A 19,025-nucleotide genomic window follows, 5' to 3' on the forward strand; every position below is an offset into this window, starting at 1 on the left:
AGCTCAGCGCCGCGTCATCCGCGGCTGGCTGTATTCGATGTCGGCGGCCAGCACGGAACCGGAGTGCAGCATCTTGTTCGCGAGCACGAACGTTGCGCCGCCGTCGGTGACGGCCTCCCGGAGGTGCCCAATCGTCTTGGCACCGCCCGACGCGATGACGGGCAGCCTTGTGGCGCTGGCCATCGCACGAGTGAGGGCATGGTCGAAACCTCGTCCGGTACCCTCGCGGTCGGCGCCGTTGGCGAGAACCATGCCGACGCCGAGTTCGGACAGCGTGCGTCCGAATGACACGGCGTCGATGCCAGTGGAGGTCCTGCCGCCGTTGATGTAGGCCGTCCACCCCGGGCCGCCGTCCGAGGTTCTGGCGTTGACGGCGCCCATCATCCGCTTGGCACCGAATCGGCCGGCGGCCGCCGCGACGGTTCTCGGGTTGGTGACGACACTGGTGTTGACTGAGACTGCGGCGGCGCCGGCGTCCAGGAGCAGTCCGCAAGACTCAACGGAGGACAGGCGACCGTGGTCCAGTGACACGAAGACGTCCGCCGCCGTGGCGGCCACGCCGGTGATCACCTTCACCGCGTCGTCGAGCTGGTCCCACGGGTCGACGATGTCGAGGAAGACTTGTCGAGCGCCCGCTGAGACGTACGCCGAGACAACCTCGACCGGGTCGAGCGGGTCGGCGAGATCCGGGATGCCAGCGGGATCGGTGCAACGCCCCGTGCTGATGTCCACGCAGGGGACCAATTGGTTGAGCAGGCGCTGTGCACGGTTGACTGACACGGCAATCCTCCCGGTTCGATCGTGGTGCGGCGAGGCGGCGCAGGCGGGGACTGGCGGGTCGATGCGGCGAGCCGCTTCGACGGCGGGCCGGATCGTGTCCTCTCGGCCGCCCCAGCCAGCGGTGTAATGGCTGGCTCAGAAAACCGCCGGAGTGGGCGGCAGCGTGTGAAAGGCGCCCGTGGCCAAGACACGCCGGTGAGGTCGGGAACGATGGGTGCTGTGGCTCTTGAAGACATCGACGCCATATGTCGGCCCGTACCACATGGTCGCCTCTGACCGGCCGCGCCTGGCTGGTCAGGTTGGTGGTCGACCACGCCAGCCTGTCCCGACCCGTGCGCGCCCTTCGGCGTCGCCGGCGAAGTCGCGGAGGCAGGCCAACACGATCTGCGCGGCCAGCGTCCGCGCCGTTGCTGTCGATCAGCCGAAGAGGCTGGCTGGCAGCGCGTACAGCACGTGCTCCTTGGCCTCCGGATCCACCGGTCGGCGCTCGCCGATCTCGCCGAAAGGGACACCCCCCGGAAGGCGGCTCCGCCTCCCGGCGCGGGAACAGCCGCAGCGGCTCCCGCGCCGGGCCGTGCCCGATCGACGCGGGACGGCCGCGTCGGGCACCCAGCAACAGGGGAAGGGAATCCGGGTCCACCATCACGGTGTGGGACGAGCGGACGTCGACTTGGCGCCGCTCGCCGAAGCCCCGTTCGGTCAGCAGGGCTGCGTGCAAGGGCCAGCAGGCGGTGGCGATCTCCTGGGCGCCCAGGTCGAAGGTCCTGATCGAACCGTTGATCTGCCCGGCGACCGACGCGCGCGTTCCCGCCCACACGGTGGCGGGCCTCGACGAGGACCGCATCGCACTCCCCGTCGGCAAGCCATGCGGTGGCGCGGCCCGCCATTCCCGCTCCCGCGATGCCGACACGCATGATCGCCACCTCCGTCCTCAGATGATCGAGTGGCGCCTATGCCCAGGACTCGACCGCGGATCGCCAGACCTCTCCGATGTTCGCTTCCAGCAGCCGGGCTGAGAAGACCGCGTCGTCCGGGTCGTCACCGCGTTTGAGGCCGTCGTCCACAACGTCCAGCGCCAGGGACAGCAGCTCATCCTCCGCCGTTCCCTCGTAGTAGCTGATGACCTCCTCCGGCACCGTGAGGGAGGATTCTCGGATGCCTGCCACCAGCTTGAGGCAGTCCCGGAAATACACGGTCATGTCGGTGTGCATGGCCAGTGCCATGCAGGTCTGGCTGCCGCGCGCCGCGATCCACGACGCGCATCCGTTGAACGCGTGGATCCGCGGGTCGGGCACCCGTCGCCGCAGCTGGGCGTCGGTCAATCCGAGCGCGTGCGCGCAGGCTGTCAGCTTGGGCGTGGCGTTGGCGACGAGCTCGGCCAACCGGGTGAAGAGCTGGACAGCGGGCCGGTGGGGATACCTGGCCATTCCCATGCCGTAGAACACCAGCTCGGCCTCGTGCGCCTGGGCTTCGGAGAGGACGAGGCCGCGTAGGTGGTCTACGGTCAGGCGGCCCTTGGCCAACTCGTCCAGGACGGCGTTCCCTACCGGCTTCTCGGCTCGCAGCGCGCTGAGCCGGTCGACGAGTTCGGCCGCCTTCACTTGCGGGGTCATTGTGGTCCCTGCCTTTCGGGTACGGGTTTGATCTGGTCGTTCGCGGGATCGGAGCGCTCGGGGCCTGCGGGTGTGGCTGCCGTCGGGTCGCCGCTAAATGGCTTGAGGAGGTTCGCCGCGCTGAGCCCCGCTTGGCGACCCGGCCGCCGATTGGGATCTGCGACGCGATCGCTGTGCAGGGAAGACCTCGCGGCCTGCGGACGGCCGCCGTGGTGCGATCGCGGCCCCATCCGGCAGCGCATCGGCAGAAACCGGACCTCGCGACGCGGCCGGCGGCGGGGCAGGCCGCTGTGCTGGTGGGCTCGGTCCAGGCTTCGATGGAGCCCGTCCTCTGCCATGGTGTGGCCCGTCCTAGCCAGACGGCCGCCGAATGAAGCCCGATGTGTGGAAATAGTCCAGGTACAGGTCAAGGAGTTCGTCGGTGACCGGCGGGAACGCCACCGTGCTGCCGGCGAGCGCCCTTTCGCTGTTGGCGCGGCTGAAGCGGGGGAAGGCGTGGCGGATATGAAGGTCGTAGACGGTGGGGTGGGTTTTGCCGCGGTAGCCGGGAAAAAGGGGGAGGAACGGGGAGAACGGGTGCTCGGGATGCCGTTCAGCGAAGCGGGCGAACTCCTCCGCCCAGCGGCCATAGGGCAGCTCGCGGATATCGAAACCCGCGTGCCGAATCCGGTCGACCATCGTGGTCAGCAGCGCCGGGCGGGGGTTGGCGAGGTGGTACACCCTCAGGCGCGCCGCGGGGGGCGCCGTCGCGATGTGGATGACGGCGGCGGCCAGCCGGTCGACGGGGACGAGGTCGAGGGGCAGGTCGATATCAGGTGCGAGGCCGGTTTCGGCGATCATCTTGAACATCGCTGGGAGCGCGGTCGCGCTGTTCCAGGCTCCTGTGCCCAGGGCTCCCGCGATTTCGTGCGGGCGGTGGATCGACACAGGGATGCCCACCGACTCCGAAGCCCGCTGAAGAAGCCGCTCGGACACCCATTTGGTCTCCAGGTATCCCATGGAAAGGCGGTCAGGGTGTGGCAGGGGCAGGTCTTCGGTGATGTGCTGGACGCCGGAACTGCCGATGCCGGCGAGGACGCCGATAGTGGAGAGGTAGTGGATGGGTACGCGCCGACGCGCCGCGAGCTCGATCAGCCGCCTCGTCGTGGTCACATTGGCGGACTTGAGGCTTTCGTAGGGGTAGAGGAAGTTCACGTGCGCGGCCGCGTGCACGATCAGGTCCACACATCCCGCCAGTTCCGTGTGTGCCGACTCGCTCAGGCCCAGCCGCGGGTCGGCCAGGTTGGTTGGGAGGGCGCTGACCCGGGCTCCGGGGAATCGTGTTGTGTCTAGCCCGAAGCGGCGGAGGTTGTTCCTGATCCGCCGTCTGGCGTGAACTCTGTCGCGCGCTCTGACCGCGCAGTGGACATGGGCACGCGTCTCAGTCAGCAGCCGCTCCAGTAGGTACGCTCCGACGAAACCGGTCGCCCCGGTCAACAAGACGTGAGACGGGCCGCCCGGATCTGGGGGCGGAGCCGCTGGCGGCCCAGGACACGACAGTCCCAGCCGGGTTTCGCAGTCGAAGTCGACGGCAGGCGGGGAGTCCTGGCGGGTCCCGGCCTCAGCGGCCAGCGCACTGAAACCGCGCAGTGTCGGCCGGTCCAGCATGCCGCGCAGCAGCCCGCTCGCGTGCTCGACGGGGATCCCGAGCGCCGCCTGCGCCCGCAGGACCACCTGCGCGGCCAGCAAGGAGTCTCCGCCAAGTGCGAAGAAGTCGTCGCCGGGCCGTACGTCGGGGACCTTGAGGACATCACTCCACAGGGCGGCGATTGCCGCCATCTCGCCCGGGACGGGCACATCGGTGGCGGTGGAGCGCCGGGGGAGCCGCGTCGTGTCAAGCTTCCCGCGTGGGCTCAGCGGCAAACGGTCGAGCACGGTGATCGCTGCGGGAAGCAGGTGGTCCGGCAGCCGCGCGGCCATCTCGGCGCGGAGGTCGGACCCCGGGGGCATCGTGCCCCCAGCGTGACTCGGCGTCACGTAGGCGACCAGCCGTTTGTGCCCCCCGTCGGCCTCCGCCGTGGCGACTGCCTCGCCGACGGCGGGGTGGGCGCGCAGGGCCGCCTCGACCTCGGTCAGCTCGACGCGGAAACCCCGGATCTTGACCTGCCGGTCCCGTCGTCCGGTGAAGTCGAGAACGCCATCGGGGAGCACTTTGACGTAGTCACCTGTGCGGTAGAGAAGTGTCGGATAGTGGCCGTCGACTGTCTTGCGGACGAACTTCTCGGCGGTGAGGGCGGGGTCGCCGTAGTAGCCAAGCGCAAGCCCCTGTCCTCCGACATAGAGCTCCCCTGTCTCGCCGACGTCCGCGACAGTCCCGTCACTGCGCAGAACGACACACGAGGACCCGTTGATCGCCCGACCGATAGGCACGCTCGCGGCACCCTCGGGTACGTCCTCGATGAGATACGCGGTGGAGATCACCGTGTTCTCCGTTGGCCCGTAACCGTTGACCAGGCGGCCCGGGGCCCCTGTCCGCAGGACTCGCCTGCACATGTCAGGATCGAGCCTGTCACCGCCGACCACGACCTGCCCGACGCCCTCAAGCGTGCCCGGGTGGGTGCGCGCCAGCTGATGGAAAAGGGCCGTGGCTAAGAACAAGACCGTGATGCCAGTGCTGTTGATGAATTCGCGGAGCGCCGGTGGTGACAGGAGAGTCTCGGGACCGATCAGCACGGCGCGGGCGCCGTTGAGCAGCGCGGCCCAGATCTCGAAGGTCGACGCGTCGAATGCCAGGGGCGCCCCCGCCATCACCCTGTCGTCCGGATCGAAGGTGGCGTAGTCGGCGTCAATCACTAGGCGGAGGATGGCGCGATGAGGCACCAGAACGGGCTTCGCCCGGCCGGTCGAGCCTGAAGTGAACATGATGCATGCGGGATCGTCGCCCCCGGTCCGTACATCCTCGACACGGCTGACCGTCTCCGATGGCGGCGGCTGAGGCATCACCGCGCGCAGGCCTTTGATCCCGCACGTGACCTCCGCTGGCGCGATCACCACGCTCACGTCTGCGTCTTCGGCCATCCTCTGCAGCCGCTGGCGCGGACAGGCAGGGTCCAACGGCACGTAGACAGCGCCCGCGTACAAGACGCCGACCATAGCTACCAGGGCATCCAGAGACCGGGGGTGAAGTAACGCCACCCGATCCCCCGGCTCCACCCCTATCCGCCGGAGCCGCTCGGCGACGACTGCTGCCCGACGGGCGAGCTCACCGTATGTCAGGTAGTCAGCGCCGTCTTGTGCCGCTACTGCGCTGGGACGCGCCGCGGCCCATCGAACAAAGGATTCCACGACGCTACCGGCCCGCAAGCCGTCCGCTCCAAGGACTTGTCGAGCGTGTTCCGATCCTGCGCCCGGCCCGGTCAAAATCGATCTGCTCCCCATTTCCGTTCCCTTGCTGCTTTCCCGATCCTGTCGCTGACTTCGCGGAGTCCGCGGAAGTGCAGGCTGCATCTCGTAGAAATCCCGAACTTCACCGTATTTACCGTCCCTTTCCGGCTATGCTTGATGCCTGCGCCGCCGCAAGACCGCCGGACGGTGAAAATCTCGATCTTCGATCCTGCAATTGTCGATTCCCGGAAGGTGGTTTTCCAGGTGATTCGCTTCGCGAGAAGTTGATTATCTGAGGGCGTTAACCGGACGGGGGCCGGGTGGTTCCCGGGTCGCGCGCGTTGTCGCGGTGGCTACGTCGACCCGGTTGTCGCCTCAGGTCCGCCTTCCCGTCGTGCTGGCACGGCACGACGGGAAGGCGTTTTGCTGTTTCGAAACACTCATCGATCGCCTTCGCCGCGGGCTGCCGGGCGGACTCACGCGCCCAGTTTTTGTGTCGTCGCGCGGATCGTTCGCCTGCTCGCTAGGTTCGTCGACGAGCGTCCGCGACCGGTTCTCGTCGACCGTCCAGTCGACCTCGCCGGGGTCCTCCGTCCGTGTTCGGCGGTTAACGGCTCAATACCACCTTCAGCGCACCGGTTTCGGCTGCCCGTTCGAACAAGTCGTACGCCGCTTCCATTTCAGGCAACGCGAAGCGGTGGGTAACGAACTGGCTCGGATCCAGCCGGCCCGCGACCGACATCGCCAGCAGCGCGGGTGTGGTGGAGGTGTCGACCAGCCCTGTTGTGATGGTGATGTTGCGAGCCCACAGCTGTTGCAGGTGCAGCGCGGCGGACTCGCCATGCACGCCGATGTTGGCCACGCGGCCCCCCGGCCGCACCAGCCGGGTGCACAGTTCGAACGTCTCCGGGGCGCCGACGGCTTCGACTGCGACGTCCGCGCCGAGCCCGCCGGTCAACTCCGCGACAGCCGCGACCGGGTCGTCGGCGGCGCTGAGCGCGATGTCCGCACCGAACCGCTTGGCCGCCGCCAAGCGGCCCGACGACCGGCCGACCGCGATGATGAGGCCGGGGGTGAACAGCCGGGCGGTGGTGATCACCGCGAGCCCGATCGGGCCCGGCCCCACCACCACAACGGCTTGGCCCGGCTGCACTGCGCCGTTGCGCACCCCAGTTTCGAAGGCGGTGGGCAGGATGTCGGACATCATGACCGCATCCTCGTCGGTGACGCTGTCCGGCAGTACGTGCGTGGACCAATCGGCGAACGGAACCCGCACGTACTCGGCGTGCGTGCCGTCCACGCGGTGCCCCAGCATCCAGCCGCCGCCGCCCAGGCACTGACTGTAAATGCTTGCGCGGCAGTACCTGCACCGGCCGCATGCGCTGATGCACGACACCAGCACGCGGTGGCCCGGCTCGAGGCCGGTGACGGCCTGCCCGACCTGCTCCACGATCCCGACCGCCTCGTGTCCCAGCACCCGCCCGGGCTCGACCTGCGGCACGTCGCCCCGCAGGATGTGCAGGTCGGTGCCGCATATCGTCGTCGCCGTGATCCGCACGACGGCGTCGGTCGGATCGATCAAAGCCGCATCCGGGACCTCGGCCCACTCGCGCCTCCCGGAACCTCGGTACACCAGTGCTTTCATTAGCCCTCCGTGCTTTCGACCTTCTTTGCGGCTGCCCCGGGAACACAGTGCGCTTATCCGCTTCACGGGATAGAAAATGGCAGTATTGCGGAATTGATCATCGGCTGCTCCTGGGTGAGGCCAGCATCGAAAACCGGGACGGTGTCCGCGAGAAATCGTAATGGAGCGACCGAATTCGACATGTTGTTTACCGTCGGTCCGCGAGGTTTTCGACGTCTCGAACGGGGTGTGTCAACCGATCCTTGCATGAAGGCCGAGTACAGGTCGAGTTCCGCTGCGGCTGAATCTGTTTAACCTTGCGACGCGTTGACCGGACTGGCTGTCGCCGAATCCGGCGCGCCTCGCGCTTGATCGACTGGAGTGCCCGCTGACCGGAGGCATTGTTGAGATTTCGCCGACATCTCGGTTGCGTCCGGGTTCATTCGTTGGGTTCGAGCAGTCCGCGCTGTCGAGTCGCCCGGGAAGTCGAAGATTGGCCGACTCCGGGTGGCACCGGACCTTCGCCGTCGGGTGAACCCCGTTGCTCTCCGTGCCGGGCGGTGCGAGGGAGGAGATGCCGACTGGCGCGGACGCCGAGGCAGGGGCGACGAGGACTTCCGCTCCCCGAGCGACGTCTGTGCGTTCTGCCGTTACTTCATGGACTTGGTGAAGACGGGGCTGGACGGCAATACGAACCCGTACCGGATCGCCGACCTGCCCGCTTGCATGAAGGGCGAGCGCTATGAGTTCGTGAATGAGTACGGAACCGCAGTGCGAAAGCTGCTGGTGGCGGGTGTGCCCGCGCGGCTGCCTCGGGGTCTGTCCCGCACCGGCAGGTGCGGCGTCCGGGCCACGCCGGGCGAGCGGGATGTCGGAGCGCTGCGGTTCGCCGGGACAGGGGAGGTCGGGTTCGGTGATGGTCACGGCTGACCGCGATAAAGCCGTTCGATGCCCACCGTGGTCCCGCGATGTTGTTCCTGGGCCAGGGATCTCGCGAGGCGATCGGCCACCGTGCCCAGCCGGTGGCGAGGCCGCAGACGACCGGCGCGTCGCCCTGTTCGATGGCGACAGCGGGGCTCACGAAGTGTCCCGAGTGCTTGCAGCACCACCAGCCGTGCGCACCGCGTTGTGGGCGGTGAACTGTTCGGGTGCCAGATGACGGCTGGGCGCATAGGTTTCTCCGGAGGTGGATCAGCCGAGCGCGACGGTGTTCCAGCAGGAGTGCAGAGCGGACTCCACACGGCGCGAGGCATCGGTGATCGAGGAGATGTCTTCTCCTTGGTCGATCGCGTGCTCGATGATGTCGGCGCAGGTCCGGAGGATGTCGGGCGGGGCCTCGCGGTAGTGGCCGAGGTATTCGACGACGGCTTCCGGGGCGATTCCGGTGCGGTGCAGCGCGGTCGAGAGTTCGGCGCAGAACGCGCACCACACGATGAGGTCGTTGCGCAGGGCCGAGGCCGCGGCCCCGGCGTCCGCCTCGTCCGAGAGCCAGGTCAGGAAAGCGACGAAGTCGGCGGTGCCCGGGGGAATCGGATCCGGAGCGTCGATCGCCAGGGATTCGGCCGCGGCGCGCAAGAGCGGGCGGGCAGCTGCGACGATCTTCGCCACTTCGGCGAAGAGGGTGCCTGCCGGGGTGCCGTGAAAGCGGCGGCTCAGTCGCGTGAACGTGGCCACCTCCACGGGGTGCGAACTCAGTTCGGCCGCGATCAGCCGGTTCAGGTGTTCCCCGGCGAGCGCGTCGTCGCGGATCAGCGCGTACAGCGGGGCGGCGCGGATGAGGTCGGCGGTGTCCGGCTGGAGTCGCCTGACCAGTCTCGCGGTCTGGTCGCCCGCTGGCTCGGCGATGTCCGCGGCCGGGGACGTCGCGGACGGCGAGGGCGGGGTGAGGAATCCGGAGTCGGTGAAGTAGCCGAGGTACTTGTCGATGAGGTCCGCGTCGACGGGCGGGAGGTCGAGCCCGGCGCCGGCGGTGGCGCGTTCGGTGTTGGTCCGGCTGAATTCCGGGAAGGTCCCGGCGAAGTACATCTCCTTGACGGTGATCGGGGCGTCCGCGGCCCTGTCGTTGAACATCGGCATGAACGGGGTCATCGGGTGGTGCGGATCGGCCGCGGTCAACGCGGTGACGTGCGCGGTCCAGGCGTCGTAGGGAACGGTGCGGACCGGGTAGCCGAGCGCTCGCAGCCGGTCGACGAGCAGTCCCAGCCGGGCGTCGTGCGGGTTGGCGATGTTGTAGCTGCGGCCGTCGGGCTGTTGAGTGCGCAGAATGCCGACGATCGCGTCAGCGGTGTAGTCGACGGGCACGAAGTCCAGGGGCAGTTCGACGTCCGGGGCGAGGCCGGTCCCGGCGATGGTGCGGAACCACGCGCACATCAGGGTGTCGGTGTTCCAGATCCCGCGGTCGCGGGTGCCGGTGATCTCGTAGGGCCGGTAGACGCTGACGGGCATGCCGCGGCGGCCGGCGTTGTGGACCAGTTCCTCGGCGACCCATTTGGATTCGGCGTAGCCGAGCGAGATGCGTTCGGGGAAGTCCAGCGGCCGGTCTTCGGTCAGGTACCGGATGTCCGCGGTGCCGAACCCGACGAGCGAAATGATGGTGGAGACGTGGTGGAACGGCTTGAGACGACGCCGGGTCGCGAGTTCGAGCAGGGTCCGCACGCCGCCGACGTTGGTGGCGCTCAGCGCGGCGTAAGGGTACGCGAAGTTGATCAGCGATCCGTTGTGCAGGACCGCGTCGACGACATCGGCCAAGTGCTCGAACGCGGTGTGGTCCAGTCCGAGGCGGGGCAGGGAGATGTCTCCGACGACCGGGACCACATGGTCGCGGACCTTGTCGTAGTCCAGGCCGTAGCGGCGCATCCTGGCTGCCAGCCGGTGCCGCACGTGCGCCGCGTCGCGGGCCCGCACGAGACAGTGCACTTCGGAGACCCCGGCGGCGACGAGGCGGTCGAGAAGAAAGACGCCCAGGAAACCGGTGGAACCGGTCAGCAGTACCCGTGCGGGCGCCAGCGGGTCGCTCGGCTGCGGGGCGTCGAAACGCAGGCCTTCCGGCAGTGTCGCTTCGCGGCGGAAGTCGATCGCGTGCTGGGGCGGGGAGACCCGGATGCCGGACAGCGCGGCTCGGAGCCGTTCGCTGAACTGGGCCAGGGTGGCGTTGCCGAGCAGGGCGCGGATCAGCACTCCGGTATGGCGAGCGCTGAGCCCGGTTCGGCCCCCGGCCGCTGCCGCGACCTGCGCCGCTTGGAGCGACTGCCCGCCGAGCGCGAAGAAGTCGTCGGTGCGCTCGATCACGGGGACACCGAGGACCTGCCGCCAGACTTCGGCGACTGTGCTCTCGATGCCCTCCCTCGGTCCTTCGCCGGACATCGGCACAGTCCGCGCGTCGATCGTCGCTAGTGCCTCCCAGTCGATCTTGCCGTGGGTGTTCACTGGCATGGCGTCGATGACCCGGATCTCGCGGGGCACCATGAACACCGGCACCCGATCCCTGAGGTAGCGGCGCAGCACCATCGGAAGCGAGCGCTCTTCGTCGGCGTCGGTCGTGATCCAGCCGACCAGGTAGCCCTCGTGTCCTTCCTGGGCCAGTACGTCGACCGCGGCGGCCTTGACCCGCGGATGGCTGGCGAGGGCGAGTTCGATCTCCCGGAGTTCCACCCGGTATCCGCTCAGCTTGACCTGACGGTCGCGGCGTCCCCGGAACTCGATCACGCCGTCCGCCCGCCAGCGCGCCATGTCGCCCGTGCGATACAGCCGCCCGCTGCCGCCCGAGAACCGATCGGGGACGAACCGCTCCGCGGTCAGCTCGTCGAGGTGGAGGTACTCCAGGGCGAGGCCGTCACCGCCGACCCACAACTCGCCTTCCTCCCCGACGTCGGCGAGCGAACCGTCCTTCCGCACCACGTACGCGGTCGAGTTCGAGATCGGACGGCCGATGGGAACCGATTCCGCCTCCTGCGGCAACTCGTCGATCACGTACGCGGTGCACAGCACGGAACCCTCCGTCGGCCCGTAGCCGTCGATCAGTTGCCCTGGCCGCCCGTGCTCCAGCACCGCGCGCACCGCGGCCGGGCTGAGCGCGTCCCCGCCGGCAACGAGACAGCGCAGGGTACGGAACATCGAGGGGCGCTGCGCGGCCATCTGCTCGAAGAGCGCGGCCCCCAGCCACATCACGCTCACCTGCTCGCGGACCAGCAACGACCCGAGCGCCTCGGCCGAGAGCACCGTCTCGCGATCCGGCACCACCAGCCGAGCACCGTTGAGCAGCGCACCGAACAGTTCGAAAACCGATAGATCGAAGGTCAGGTTGACGGTCCCGCAGACAGTGTCGTCCGGGCCGAAACCGACCAGGTCGCTGTTCAGGACCAGCCGGGCGATGGCCCGGTGGGGGACGACCACTCCTTTGGGCCGACCCGTCGTTCCCGACGTGTACAGCACGTACGCGGGGTCTTCTCCGGAGACCTCGGGCATCGGCGGCGCAGGAGCGTCCGCGTCGATCTCGGCGATATCCACCACCGTCGTGCCAGACGGCAGCCGGCGCGTGCTGCCGGACGGGGCGATCACGACCTCGCACCCGGCGTCGGAGAGGATCGCCTCGGCCCGTTCCGCCGGGCTCTCCGGATCCACCGGAACGAATCGGCCTCCCGCCCGCAGAACCCCCAAAACGGCGAGATACCCGGACACCGAACGCCTCAGCATCACGGCCACCGAATCGCCCCTGCGCACCCCGGCGCCGGCGAGTGCCGCGGCCACGGCCCCCACCCGGCGGTGCAACTCGGAATAGGTGATGTCCTCGCCCGATTCGGGCGCCAGTGCCACGGTGCCCCCGCTGGCCAATGCTTGTTCTGCCAGCAGCTCGTGGGCGGGCTTCTGCGGGTAGTCGGTGGCAGTATCGTTCCATTCCCGAACTGATTCGAGATGGTGCTCGCGTTCGGTTCCCATGTCTCTCCTCCTCGTGATCGGGCCGACGTGGCACGGCCGTAGCCCCTGACTCGCAGCTGGCGCGAATTCGCGGATGCGGAACTGCTGTCGTCGTGAACGGCCGTGATCGCGTTACCTGGCTCGCCGGGTGGCGGATCCGGACACGAGCGGCGCGGTGGTGTGCGCTCCGGGGAGAACTTCTGCCGCGCACCGGGTAAAGCTTCCGCCCGCCCCTATTTCGAAGAACCGCCGGGAACCCGCTGGTGCCAGGGGTTTCAGTACCGTGACTATGTTGACCGGCGTCACGAAATTGTCGGCGATGCCTTCGACCGGATCGTCATCGCAGGCATAACAGCGTTGCCGCGCGGCGGAACAGACTGGGATGCGCGGGGCGCGCCGGGCCGTTCCCGCCGCTCGATGAAGAAACTCGTCGCGCAATGGCCGCAGTGCCGGGGTGTGTGCCTGGTAGGGCACCGGAAGCGGCGTTCGGAGTGGGCCGGGCAGCGCCATCAGCTTCGTTACCGCTTCGCTGGGACCGGTGACAACGACTTGAGCAGGCGTGTTCACCGAGGCGATGACCAGGCTCACCTGACTTGTGCGGGACAGGAGATCCCGTGTCGTCTCTTCGTCGGCGTGGACAAGCACCATGGTGCCGCGGCCGACTGCTTTCCGGTAGGTGTCGTTCAGGAGGCAGACCAGGCGGGTCGCTTCGGCGAGGTCGAAGGAACCGGCACAGGCCAGGGCCGCCGCTTCGCCGAGGCTCATCGCGACGATGGCATCCGGGATCACGTCGGCATCGGCGAGAAGACGGAACACAGACACGGAAGCGGCGAACTGCGCGAGCGTCGATGTCCCGTACGGCACCTGCTCAAGTGTTCGTTCGCCGAGGAGCAGGTCACGCAATGCGGAGCCGTGCGAGTAGCCGTGGCTGGCGCTGATTTCGCCGATCTCGTCGATGGTCGCGTCGACCGTCGAGGGGTTCGTGGGAAGATGTCGGTTCGTGCCGTCGAAAACGGTGCGGAGCGCTCCGCTCGGGTCGATGCCTTGGCCGGGGAACAGGAACACCGTGCCGTCGCCGGGAACCTGGGAAATGTCCGCGGTCACTGCTTCTGTGCGGATTCACGCCGCCATAACAGGACCAGACAGGGCTGCCCGTGCTGCGGTGCCGCGCGCAGTTCCAGCATGTCCCCGTCGAGGCGTGCTGCGCGGGTCAGTTCCTTTTCCTGCCACTGCGGAGAACTCGCCAGCGTCGTCCGATGGACTACCTGGTCGTCTCGCCACTCGAACCGGCCCGCGTAGCCGATGTATCCCTCGGTGCCGGCGAGCTGGGCGGACACGCAGCCTTCTTCGGTGTAGATCAGCTGTCCTCGGCAGGTTTCCCCGAGCGGACGGACGACTCGGCCGTCCTCCTCGGCGGTGAACGACAGCAGTCGCCAGGTGCCGAGTACTGCGGGGTTTGCCGTGCTCGATGCAGACGCGCTCATGCGATCACCTTTCACCGGTCGTTGTTTTTTGCGGTCGTCACCACCAGGTCGCGGCCAGCGCGCCGGCGGTCATGCCGCCGCCCGCGCCCGCGAACAGGATTTTCTCCCCGCTGCGGAGGGGGTTGGCACGGTTCATCTGGTACAGCGTCAACGGCATGGATCCGCACCCGGTGTTGCCGAACCGGTCGGCGGTGACGCCGACTTTGCCGGGATCGATGCCGAGTACGCCCGCGATGTCGTGCAGCAGCCGCACGTTGCCTTGGTGGAAGACGAACCGGTCGACCTCGTCCAGTCGCCATCCCGCCGCTTCGACGGTCTTCCTGGTGGCTTCCGGTACTTCGCGGAGGAACAGTTCGCGAACCTCGCGGCCGTTCATGCGCATCTTGGCGCGACCCGTCGTCGCCACGTCCGCGGTCACGACTTCGCGGGTGCCGCAGCCGAGAATACCGACCGCGTCGTGGTAATCGCCGAAAGCCGCCAATGACACCGCGCGCACGCCGTATCCCGGCGGGACCGGGCCGAGAATCACCGCGCCCGCTCCGTCGCCGAAGATCGCCGCCGTGCGGCGGTCTGAGGAATCGAGATATTTGCTGTACTGGTCGGCCCCCACCAGGAGCACGGTCGTGGCATCCGGCAGACAGCGGACAAGCCCGCAGCACAGTGCCATGCCGTACAGAAAGCCACCGCACGCCGCATTGATGTCGAACGCCGGAACAGGAGAAAGACCCAGCCTTCGCTGCAGGGCGGTGGCTGTGGGCGGCATGATCTGGTCCGGTGTCGAGGTCGCGACGATCAGCGCGCCGACGCGGCCGGTTGTCTGCTCCAGCGCGTCCCGCGCCGCCGGTTCGGCCATCGCCGAGGTGGACTGGCTCCTCGCGGCGTAGCGGCGCTGGATGATCCCGGTCCGTTCGGCGATCCATTCCGCGGTCGTCGCGGCCGGTCGCGCGATCTGTTCGTTGGTGACCACGTCCGGTGGCGTGTAGGCCCCGATACTGCGGATCCCAACGGAGGGCTCGTCGAGGCTGAGGTGCACAACTGCTCCTGGATAGGGTCGGCCGATTTCGCGTGACCGCGAGTGCGTCGCTGGGCAGTGCGGCGAACACGCGTTTACGCCGGCAGCGCTCGTCTTCGGTGATGCTGCGGAGTGTGGGTTCCTCCGTTATTTTCGCGGAACGGACTCGCCGTGTTCCGCGCAAGCTCCGTTTTCCTATTTTGGTGCTTGGCCATCCGCGCGGCAAGCCGTGCGGATGGCGGATGCGTTAAGCGGTGCGAGACGTTGACCGGCGGAATCGGAACCTGAGGGCCGCCGGTGATGATCGGTTCTCGAACAGCCGTCGGTGTGCGCCCGCGACGCCACGAGAAGGCGGGTCGAGCGGGTCATCCTCGTCCGGGCGTGAAGAGCAGGCCCGCAGTCGCCGGATTGGTTGACTTGTCCGGTACTGGGCCGCAAACCGCGGTGGTTGCCTGCGAAGGTAGGACCGAGTGAGCTCGCCGCTGCCGGTCGAACATGCCGGGATGCAGCGGCGAGTTGTGGCTGCTTATTGTGATAGGAGCTGCAGTGCGTGTGCGATCGCGCAAGTGTTTCTGCTGACGGCCGCATGAGAGCGCGCGGGAGGGCAGACCGGCGATACCCGCCTCGATCACGGCGGCGTGGCCGTGCCTGAAGCCCAGCATGCTTCCGGGACGGCCGGGTCGCCGTGGAACGTGTGCATGACACGAGTCCTTTTCTCCGGGGCGAACAGAGAAATGGAACGCGTTACCAGGAAACAACCGCGCTCACGCGGTGCGCATCACCATGACACGGCAGGTGTCCGCCCCGGAGCGAACTTGCCCGGACGGCGCAGCGAATTGAGTCGGAAACACCTGACCCAGGGCTACCTCAGAGGGGGCGGCACTGTACATGCCTTCGCGGTAAGGGGCAACGGGCAAGGTACTTTCATCTCGGGAACCTGTCCGAACGGTAGCGCGCCCCTGCTCCCTCTGGACCAACGGGCGCTGCGCTGGGTAGCGTCCCGGCAACGCATAAGGTCGCGTCACCGTCGAACGCTCGTCCCCTCGAATTGTCGGCGTGACGGCGAACTTTTCTTTCGAGCTTTTCCGGAGAAATACATGGCTCTCGTAACCGTCGACTCTCCCGCTCCGAACCTCGACGATTCGAGGGTCGCCCCGCTGCTCAGCTATCCGCTCCACGTGTCCGGTGAGGACACCGAGGGCGTCGGCTGGGTCTACACCGTCAGTTCGCGTTCGCTGCTGCACGACGCCTTCACCAGCATCAGTCTCAAACGGGCACTGGAGCAGAACGCCGACGCGGCCGCGGTGCGGCATCCCTACGTGGTCGGCCGCTGCGCGGTCGCGGGCGACGAGGACGTCGAGCGAGCGCTGGCCGCGGCGTCCGCGGCGGCCCCGGAATGGGCGCGCGTGCCGCTGGAGCGCCGGATGGAGCTGGGCGCTGCCTTCCGGAAGAAATTGCTGGAGCACGAGGACGAGTTCCTCGAACTGCTGGTCGCGGAAGGCCATCCCCGCGCGCTCGCCCGGTGGGAGCTGAGCTGCCTGCTGCAGGTGTACAGCGAGGAAAGCTGTTCGTGGTACCAGCGGAACATGTACGCCGAGTTCGGGCACGGCGGACGCCGTCTCGCCGTGCGGCGCAGGCCGGACGGCGTGGTCTGCCTCAACCCGCCGCAGAACGCGCCCGCACCGAGCGCCGCGCTGGCCGTGCTGATGGTGATGGCGGGTAACGCGGTGGTGGTTCGCGCGCCCAGGAGCATCGCGTTGAGCACCATGTACGTGTTGCGGGAGCTGGCCGTTCCGCTGCTCGCCGAAGCGGGGGCGCCACCGGGCACGCTCAACCTGGTCTGCGGGAACCCCGGCCGGATGCTGCGGCAGTGGGTGGACAGTCCGCTGGTGAACGACATCTTCTACATCGGAAGCGTCGAGGAGGGGCTGAAGCTCGAACAGGAGTGCGTGGCCAAGGGCAAGAAGCCGGTGCTGGAGCTGGCCGGGAACGACGGCGTGGTGGTGTGGGCGGACGCGAACCTGGAGCACGCGGCGGAGGCCGTCGCCGAATGCTTCTACGGCTCGGGCCAGATCTGCATGGTGCCCAACTACGTGGTGGCGCACCCGGCGATCGCCGGCGAGCTGATCGGGCTGGTCGCCGCACAGGCGGCCAGGATCAGGCCGGGGGATCCGGACGACGAGGACGTGCTGCTCTCCCCGGTGCGCCGCACCGAGAGCTTCTTCGCGCTTCTCGATCAGACGACGGGGCTCGGAAGCCGCCTGGTGTGCGGCGGCAACCGGATCGAAGCGGACGGCACCGCGTCCGGCACCGGGGTTTTCCTGGAACCCACCGTGGTCCGCGTGGACGGGCTCGCTCGCGCGCGCGAGCACGACGTGGTGCGCGAAGAGACCTTCTTCCCGTTGCTGCCGATCGTCGTCCCCGAACCGGAGCTCGGCGACGGCCTGCTGGACCACGTGCTGGATTTCGTCGACGCCAACGAATACGGGCTGCGCAACTCCTTGTGGACGCGTTCGGAGGACGTGGTGGACGCGTTCGTCGACGGAGTCGGCAACGGCGGGCTGCTCAAGGTGAACGACTCCCACATCGGTTTCCTGCCCTACCTGCCCAGCCACGGCGGCACCGGGCTCACCGGCGGGGCGTTCGGGGAGGCCAACTATCCGATGTTCCGGACCACGCACCTGCAGGGCGTGGGCATCGCCAACGGCGTCAGCCCGCAGCGCGAGATCCTCGGCAGGGTACTCGGTGGAGGTGACGGGGCGGAATGCGAACGGTCGCGCTGAACATCGTCTTCGGAGGAGCGCGGCTGGACGAGGCCTTCGACGCCGTGCTCCGCTGGGAGCTCCCCGCGCCCGAGACCGGGTCGAGCTGGGAGTGGAACGGCGGGACGGCGGAAGCCGCACCGGTGATCACCTCGGGTGTCCGGCCGCGCTGGCTCGACTTCCGCACGGGCAAGCTGCGCTGGAACGAGGAGATCCGGTCCCACCGCGAGGACGGGGAGATCCGGTTCGCGTTGACAGACGGCGACTTCGCGGAGTTCGCGGGACGCTGGGCGTTCCGGACCGACGGCGACGACGTGGCCGTCCGGTTCGAAGCCGGCTTCGATTTCGGCATCCCCAGCATGGAGTCCCTTTTGGACCCGATCGCGGCGACGGCTGTCACGGCGACCATTGCGCGCGCGGTGCTCGGCATGGTTCCGCGAGGACGCGTCGAAGACGACCCGGAGCAGGACCGATGACCCGGCGCGCGTGCGTGCTCGCCGGGATCGGGGCGTGGCTGCCGCCGGGGGTGGTGACCAACGCCGATATCGAAGTCCGGCTGGCCACTTCGGACGAGTGGATCCGCCGTCGCACCGGGATCCGGCAGCGCCATGCCGTCCAGGACGGGATGGCCGCGTCCGATCTTGCCGTCGAAGCGTGCGCACGGGCGTTGAAGTCCGCCGAGTTGTCGCAAGTGGACGCTGTCGTGCTCACCACCTCCACACCGGACCGGCCGCTGCCGGCCACCGCCCCAGCCGTGGCGGCCCGGCTGGGGCTCGGTCCGGTGCCCGCTTTCGACGTTTCCGCGGTGTGCAGCGGTTTCCTCTACGGCCTCGCCGTCGCATCCGGTCTTGTCGCGGCGGGCACGGCCGATCGCGTGCTGCTGGTCGGCAGCGAGGTGTACAGCTCGATCGTCGACCCGCTCGACCGCTCGACGGCCGTCCTCTTCGGCGACGGCGCCGCTGCCGCTGTGCTGCGGGCGGGTTCCGCGGACGAGCCGGGCGCGCTGGGCCCCGTGGTGCTGGGCAGTGACGGCGACTTCGGCGACCTGATCCGGATTCCCGCGGGCGGGTCCCGGCAACGCGCCCCTGCGGCACCCGGCGACGACTACTTCCAGATGGCGGGCAGCGAGGTGTTCCGGCACGCCGTGAACCGCATGTCCGAGGCCTCGCGGCAAGCCGTCGCCGCGGCCGGATGGCGGCTGGCCGACGTCGACAGGCTGGCCGCGCACCAGGCCAACGCGCGCATTCTCGGTGCGCTCGGCGCCGAACTCGGCCTGCCGCCCTGCCGCGTCCTGTCCAACATCGACGCGGTCGGCAACACCGGCTCGGCGTCGGTCCCGCTGCTGCTCGCGCAGGCCGCCGCGGACGGCGGAGTGGCACCGGGCCACCGCGTGCTGCTGACGGCTTTCGGCGGCGGACTTGCCTGGGGCGCCACGACCTTGACCTGGCCGGCGCTGCTCCCGTGCTGACCCAC

12 protein-coding genes and 1 pseudogene are annotated in these 19,025 nt (G+C 68.5%); 4 read left to right on the forward strand and 9 right to left on the reverse strand.

The genetic code is table 11. The features are described 5' to 3' along the window. Positions 1–3: 3 nt before the first annotated feature. From BM362_RS29325 to BM362_RS29340, 5 genes and pseudogenes are all read right to left on the reverse strand, one after another. Complete coding sequence (locus BM362_RS29325; RefSeq protein WP_167545477.1) at positions 4–780, reverse strand: HisA/HisF-related TIM barrel protein; 777 nt, start codon at positions 778–780, stop codon at positions 4–6. Positions 781–1,559: 779 nt separating this feature from the next. Further along, positions 1,560–1,694: pseudogene (locus BM362_RS50715) on the reverse strand (NAD(P)-binding protein); the annotation flags it as partial. A gap of 36 nt (positions 1,695–1,730) precedes the next feature. Next, on the reverse strand, positions 1,731–2,393 hold the full coding sequence (locus BM362_RS29330) for a hypothetical protein (RefSeq protein WP_067588570.1): 663 nt from the start codon (positions 2,391–2,393) through the stop codon (positions 1,731–1,733). A gap of 351 nt (positions 2,394–2,744) precedes the next feature. Then, on the reverse strand, positions 2,745–5,879 hold the full coding sequence (locus BM362_RS29335) for an amino acid adenylation domain-containing protein (protein ID WP_093575315.1): 3,135 nt from the start codon (positions 5,877–5,879) through the stop codon (positions 2,745–2,747). 484 nt (positions 5,880–6,363) lie between these two features. Continuing rightward, positions 6,364–7,401, reverse strand: a complete 1,038-nt coding sequence (locus BM362_RS29340; protein WP_093575316.1) for an alcohol dehydrogenase catalytic domain-containing protein — start codon at positions 7,399–7,401, stop codon at positions 6,364–6,366. A 636-nt stretch (positions 7,402–8,037) separates the two neighbouring features. Between BM362_RS29340 and BM362_RS29345 the strand changes: the two genes are divergently transcribed. Further along, positions 8,038–8,310, forward strand: a complete 273-nt coding sequence (locus tag BM362_RS29345) for a hypothetical protein (protein WP_093575317.1) — start codon at positions 8,038–8,040, stop codon at positions 8,308–8,310. A gap of 261 nt (positions 8,311–8,571) precedes the next feature. Here the strand turns inward: BM362_RS29345 and BM362_RS29350 are convergent, their stop codons facing one another. The 4 genes from BM362_RS29350 to BM362_RS29365 form a co-directional block, all read right to left on the reverse strand. Next, on the reverse strand, positions 8,572–12,315 hold the full coding sequence (locus BM362_RS29350; RefSeq protein WP_093575318.1) for an amino acid adenylation domain-containing protein: 3,744 nt from the start codon (positions 12,313–12,315) through the stop codon (positions 8,572–8,574). 111 nt (positions 12,316–12,426) lie between these two features. Further along, positions 12,427–13,398, reverse strand: coding sequence for an acyltransferase domain-containing protein (locus BM362_RS29355; RefSeq protein ID WP_167545479.1), 972 nt, complete (start codon positions 13,396–13,398; stop codon positions 12,427–12,429). After that, positions 13,395–13,778, reverse strand: coding sequence for a lipocalin-like domain-containing protein (locus BM362_RS29360; protein ID WP_067588561.1), 384 nt, complete (start codon positions 13,776–13,778; stop codon positions 13,395–13,397). Before BM362_RS29360 ends, BM362_RS29355 begins: the two co-directional genes overlap by 4 nt. 37 nt (positions 13,779–13,815) lie before the next feature. Continuing rightward, the gene (locus BM362_RS29365; RefSeq protein WP_167545480.1) at positions 13,816–14,811 is read right to left on the reverse strand and encodes a 3-oxoacyl-ACP synthase III family protein; all 996 of its coding nucleotides are present in this window, start codon (positions 14,809–14,811) and stop codon (positions 13,816–13,818) included. A 1,076-nt stretch (positions 14,812–15,887) separates the two neighbouring features. Here BM362_RS29365 and BM362_RS29370 point away from each other — a divergent pair. Genes BM362_RS29370 through BM362_RS29380 form a run of 3 tightly spaced genes read left to right on the forward strand, consistent with a single transcriptional unit; the run spans position 15,888 to position 19,020 of the window. Continuing rightward, positions 15,888–17,573 (forward strand): aldehyde dehydrogenase family protein, encoded by a 1,686-nt coding sequence (locus tag BM362_RS29370; RefSeq protein WP_093575321.1) that lies wholly within the window; start codon positions 15,888–15,890, stop codon positions 17,571–17,573. Next, entirely contained in the window at positions 17,555–18,028 is a 474-nt protein-coding gene (locus BM362_RS29375; RefSeq protein WP_093575322.1) for an SRPBCC family protein, read from the forward strand. Before BM362_RS29370 ends, BM362_RS29375 begins: the two co-directional genes overlap by 19 nt. Then, complete coding sequence (locus BM362_RS29380; protein WP_093575323.1) at positions 18,025–19,020, forward strand: beta-ketoacyl-ACP synthase III; 996 nt, start codon at positions 18,025–18,027, stop codon at positions 19,018–19,020. Before BM362_RS29375 ends, BM362_RS29380 begins: the two co-directional genes overlap by 4 nt. Positions 19,021–19,025 lie beyond the last annotated feature (5 nt).

The sequence above is a fragment of the Amycolatopsis rubida genome (assembly GCF_900115345.1).
GTDB classification, from domain to species: domain Bacteria; phylum Actinomycetota; class Actinomycetes; order Mycobacteriales; family Pseudonocardiaceae; genus Amycolatopsis; species Amycolatopsis rubida.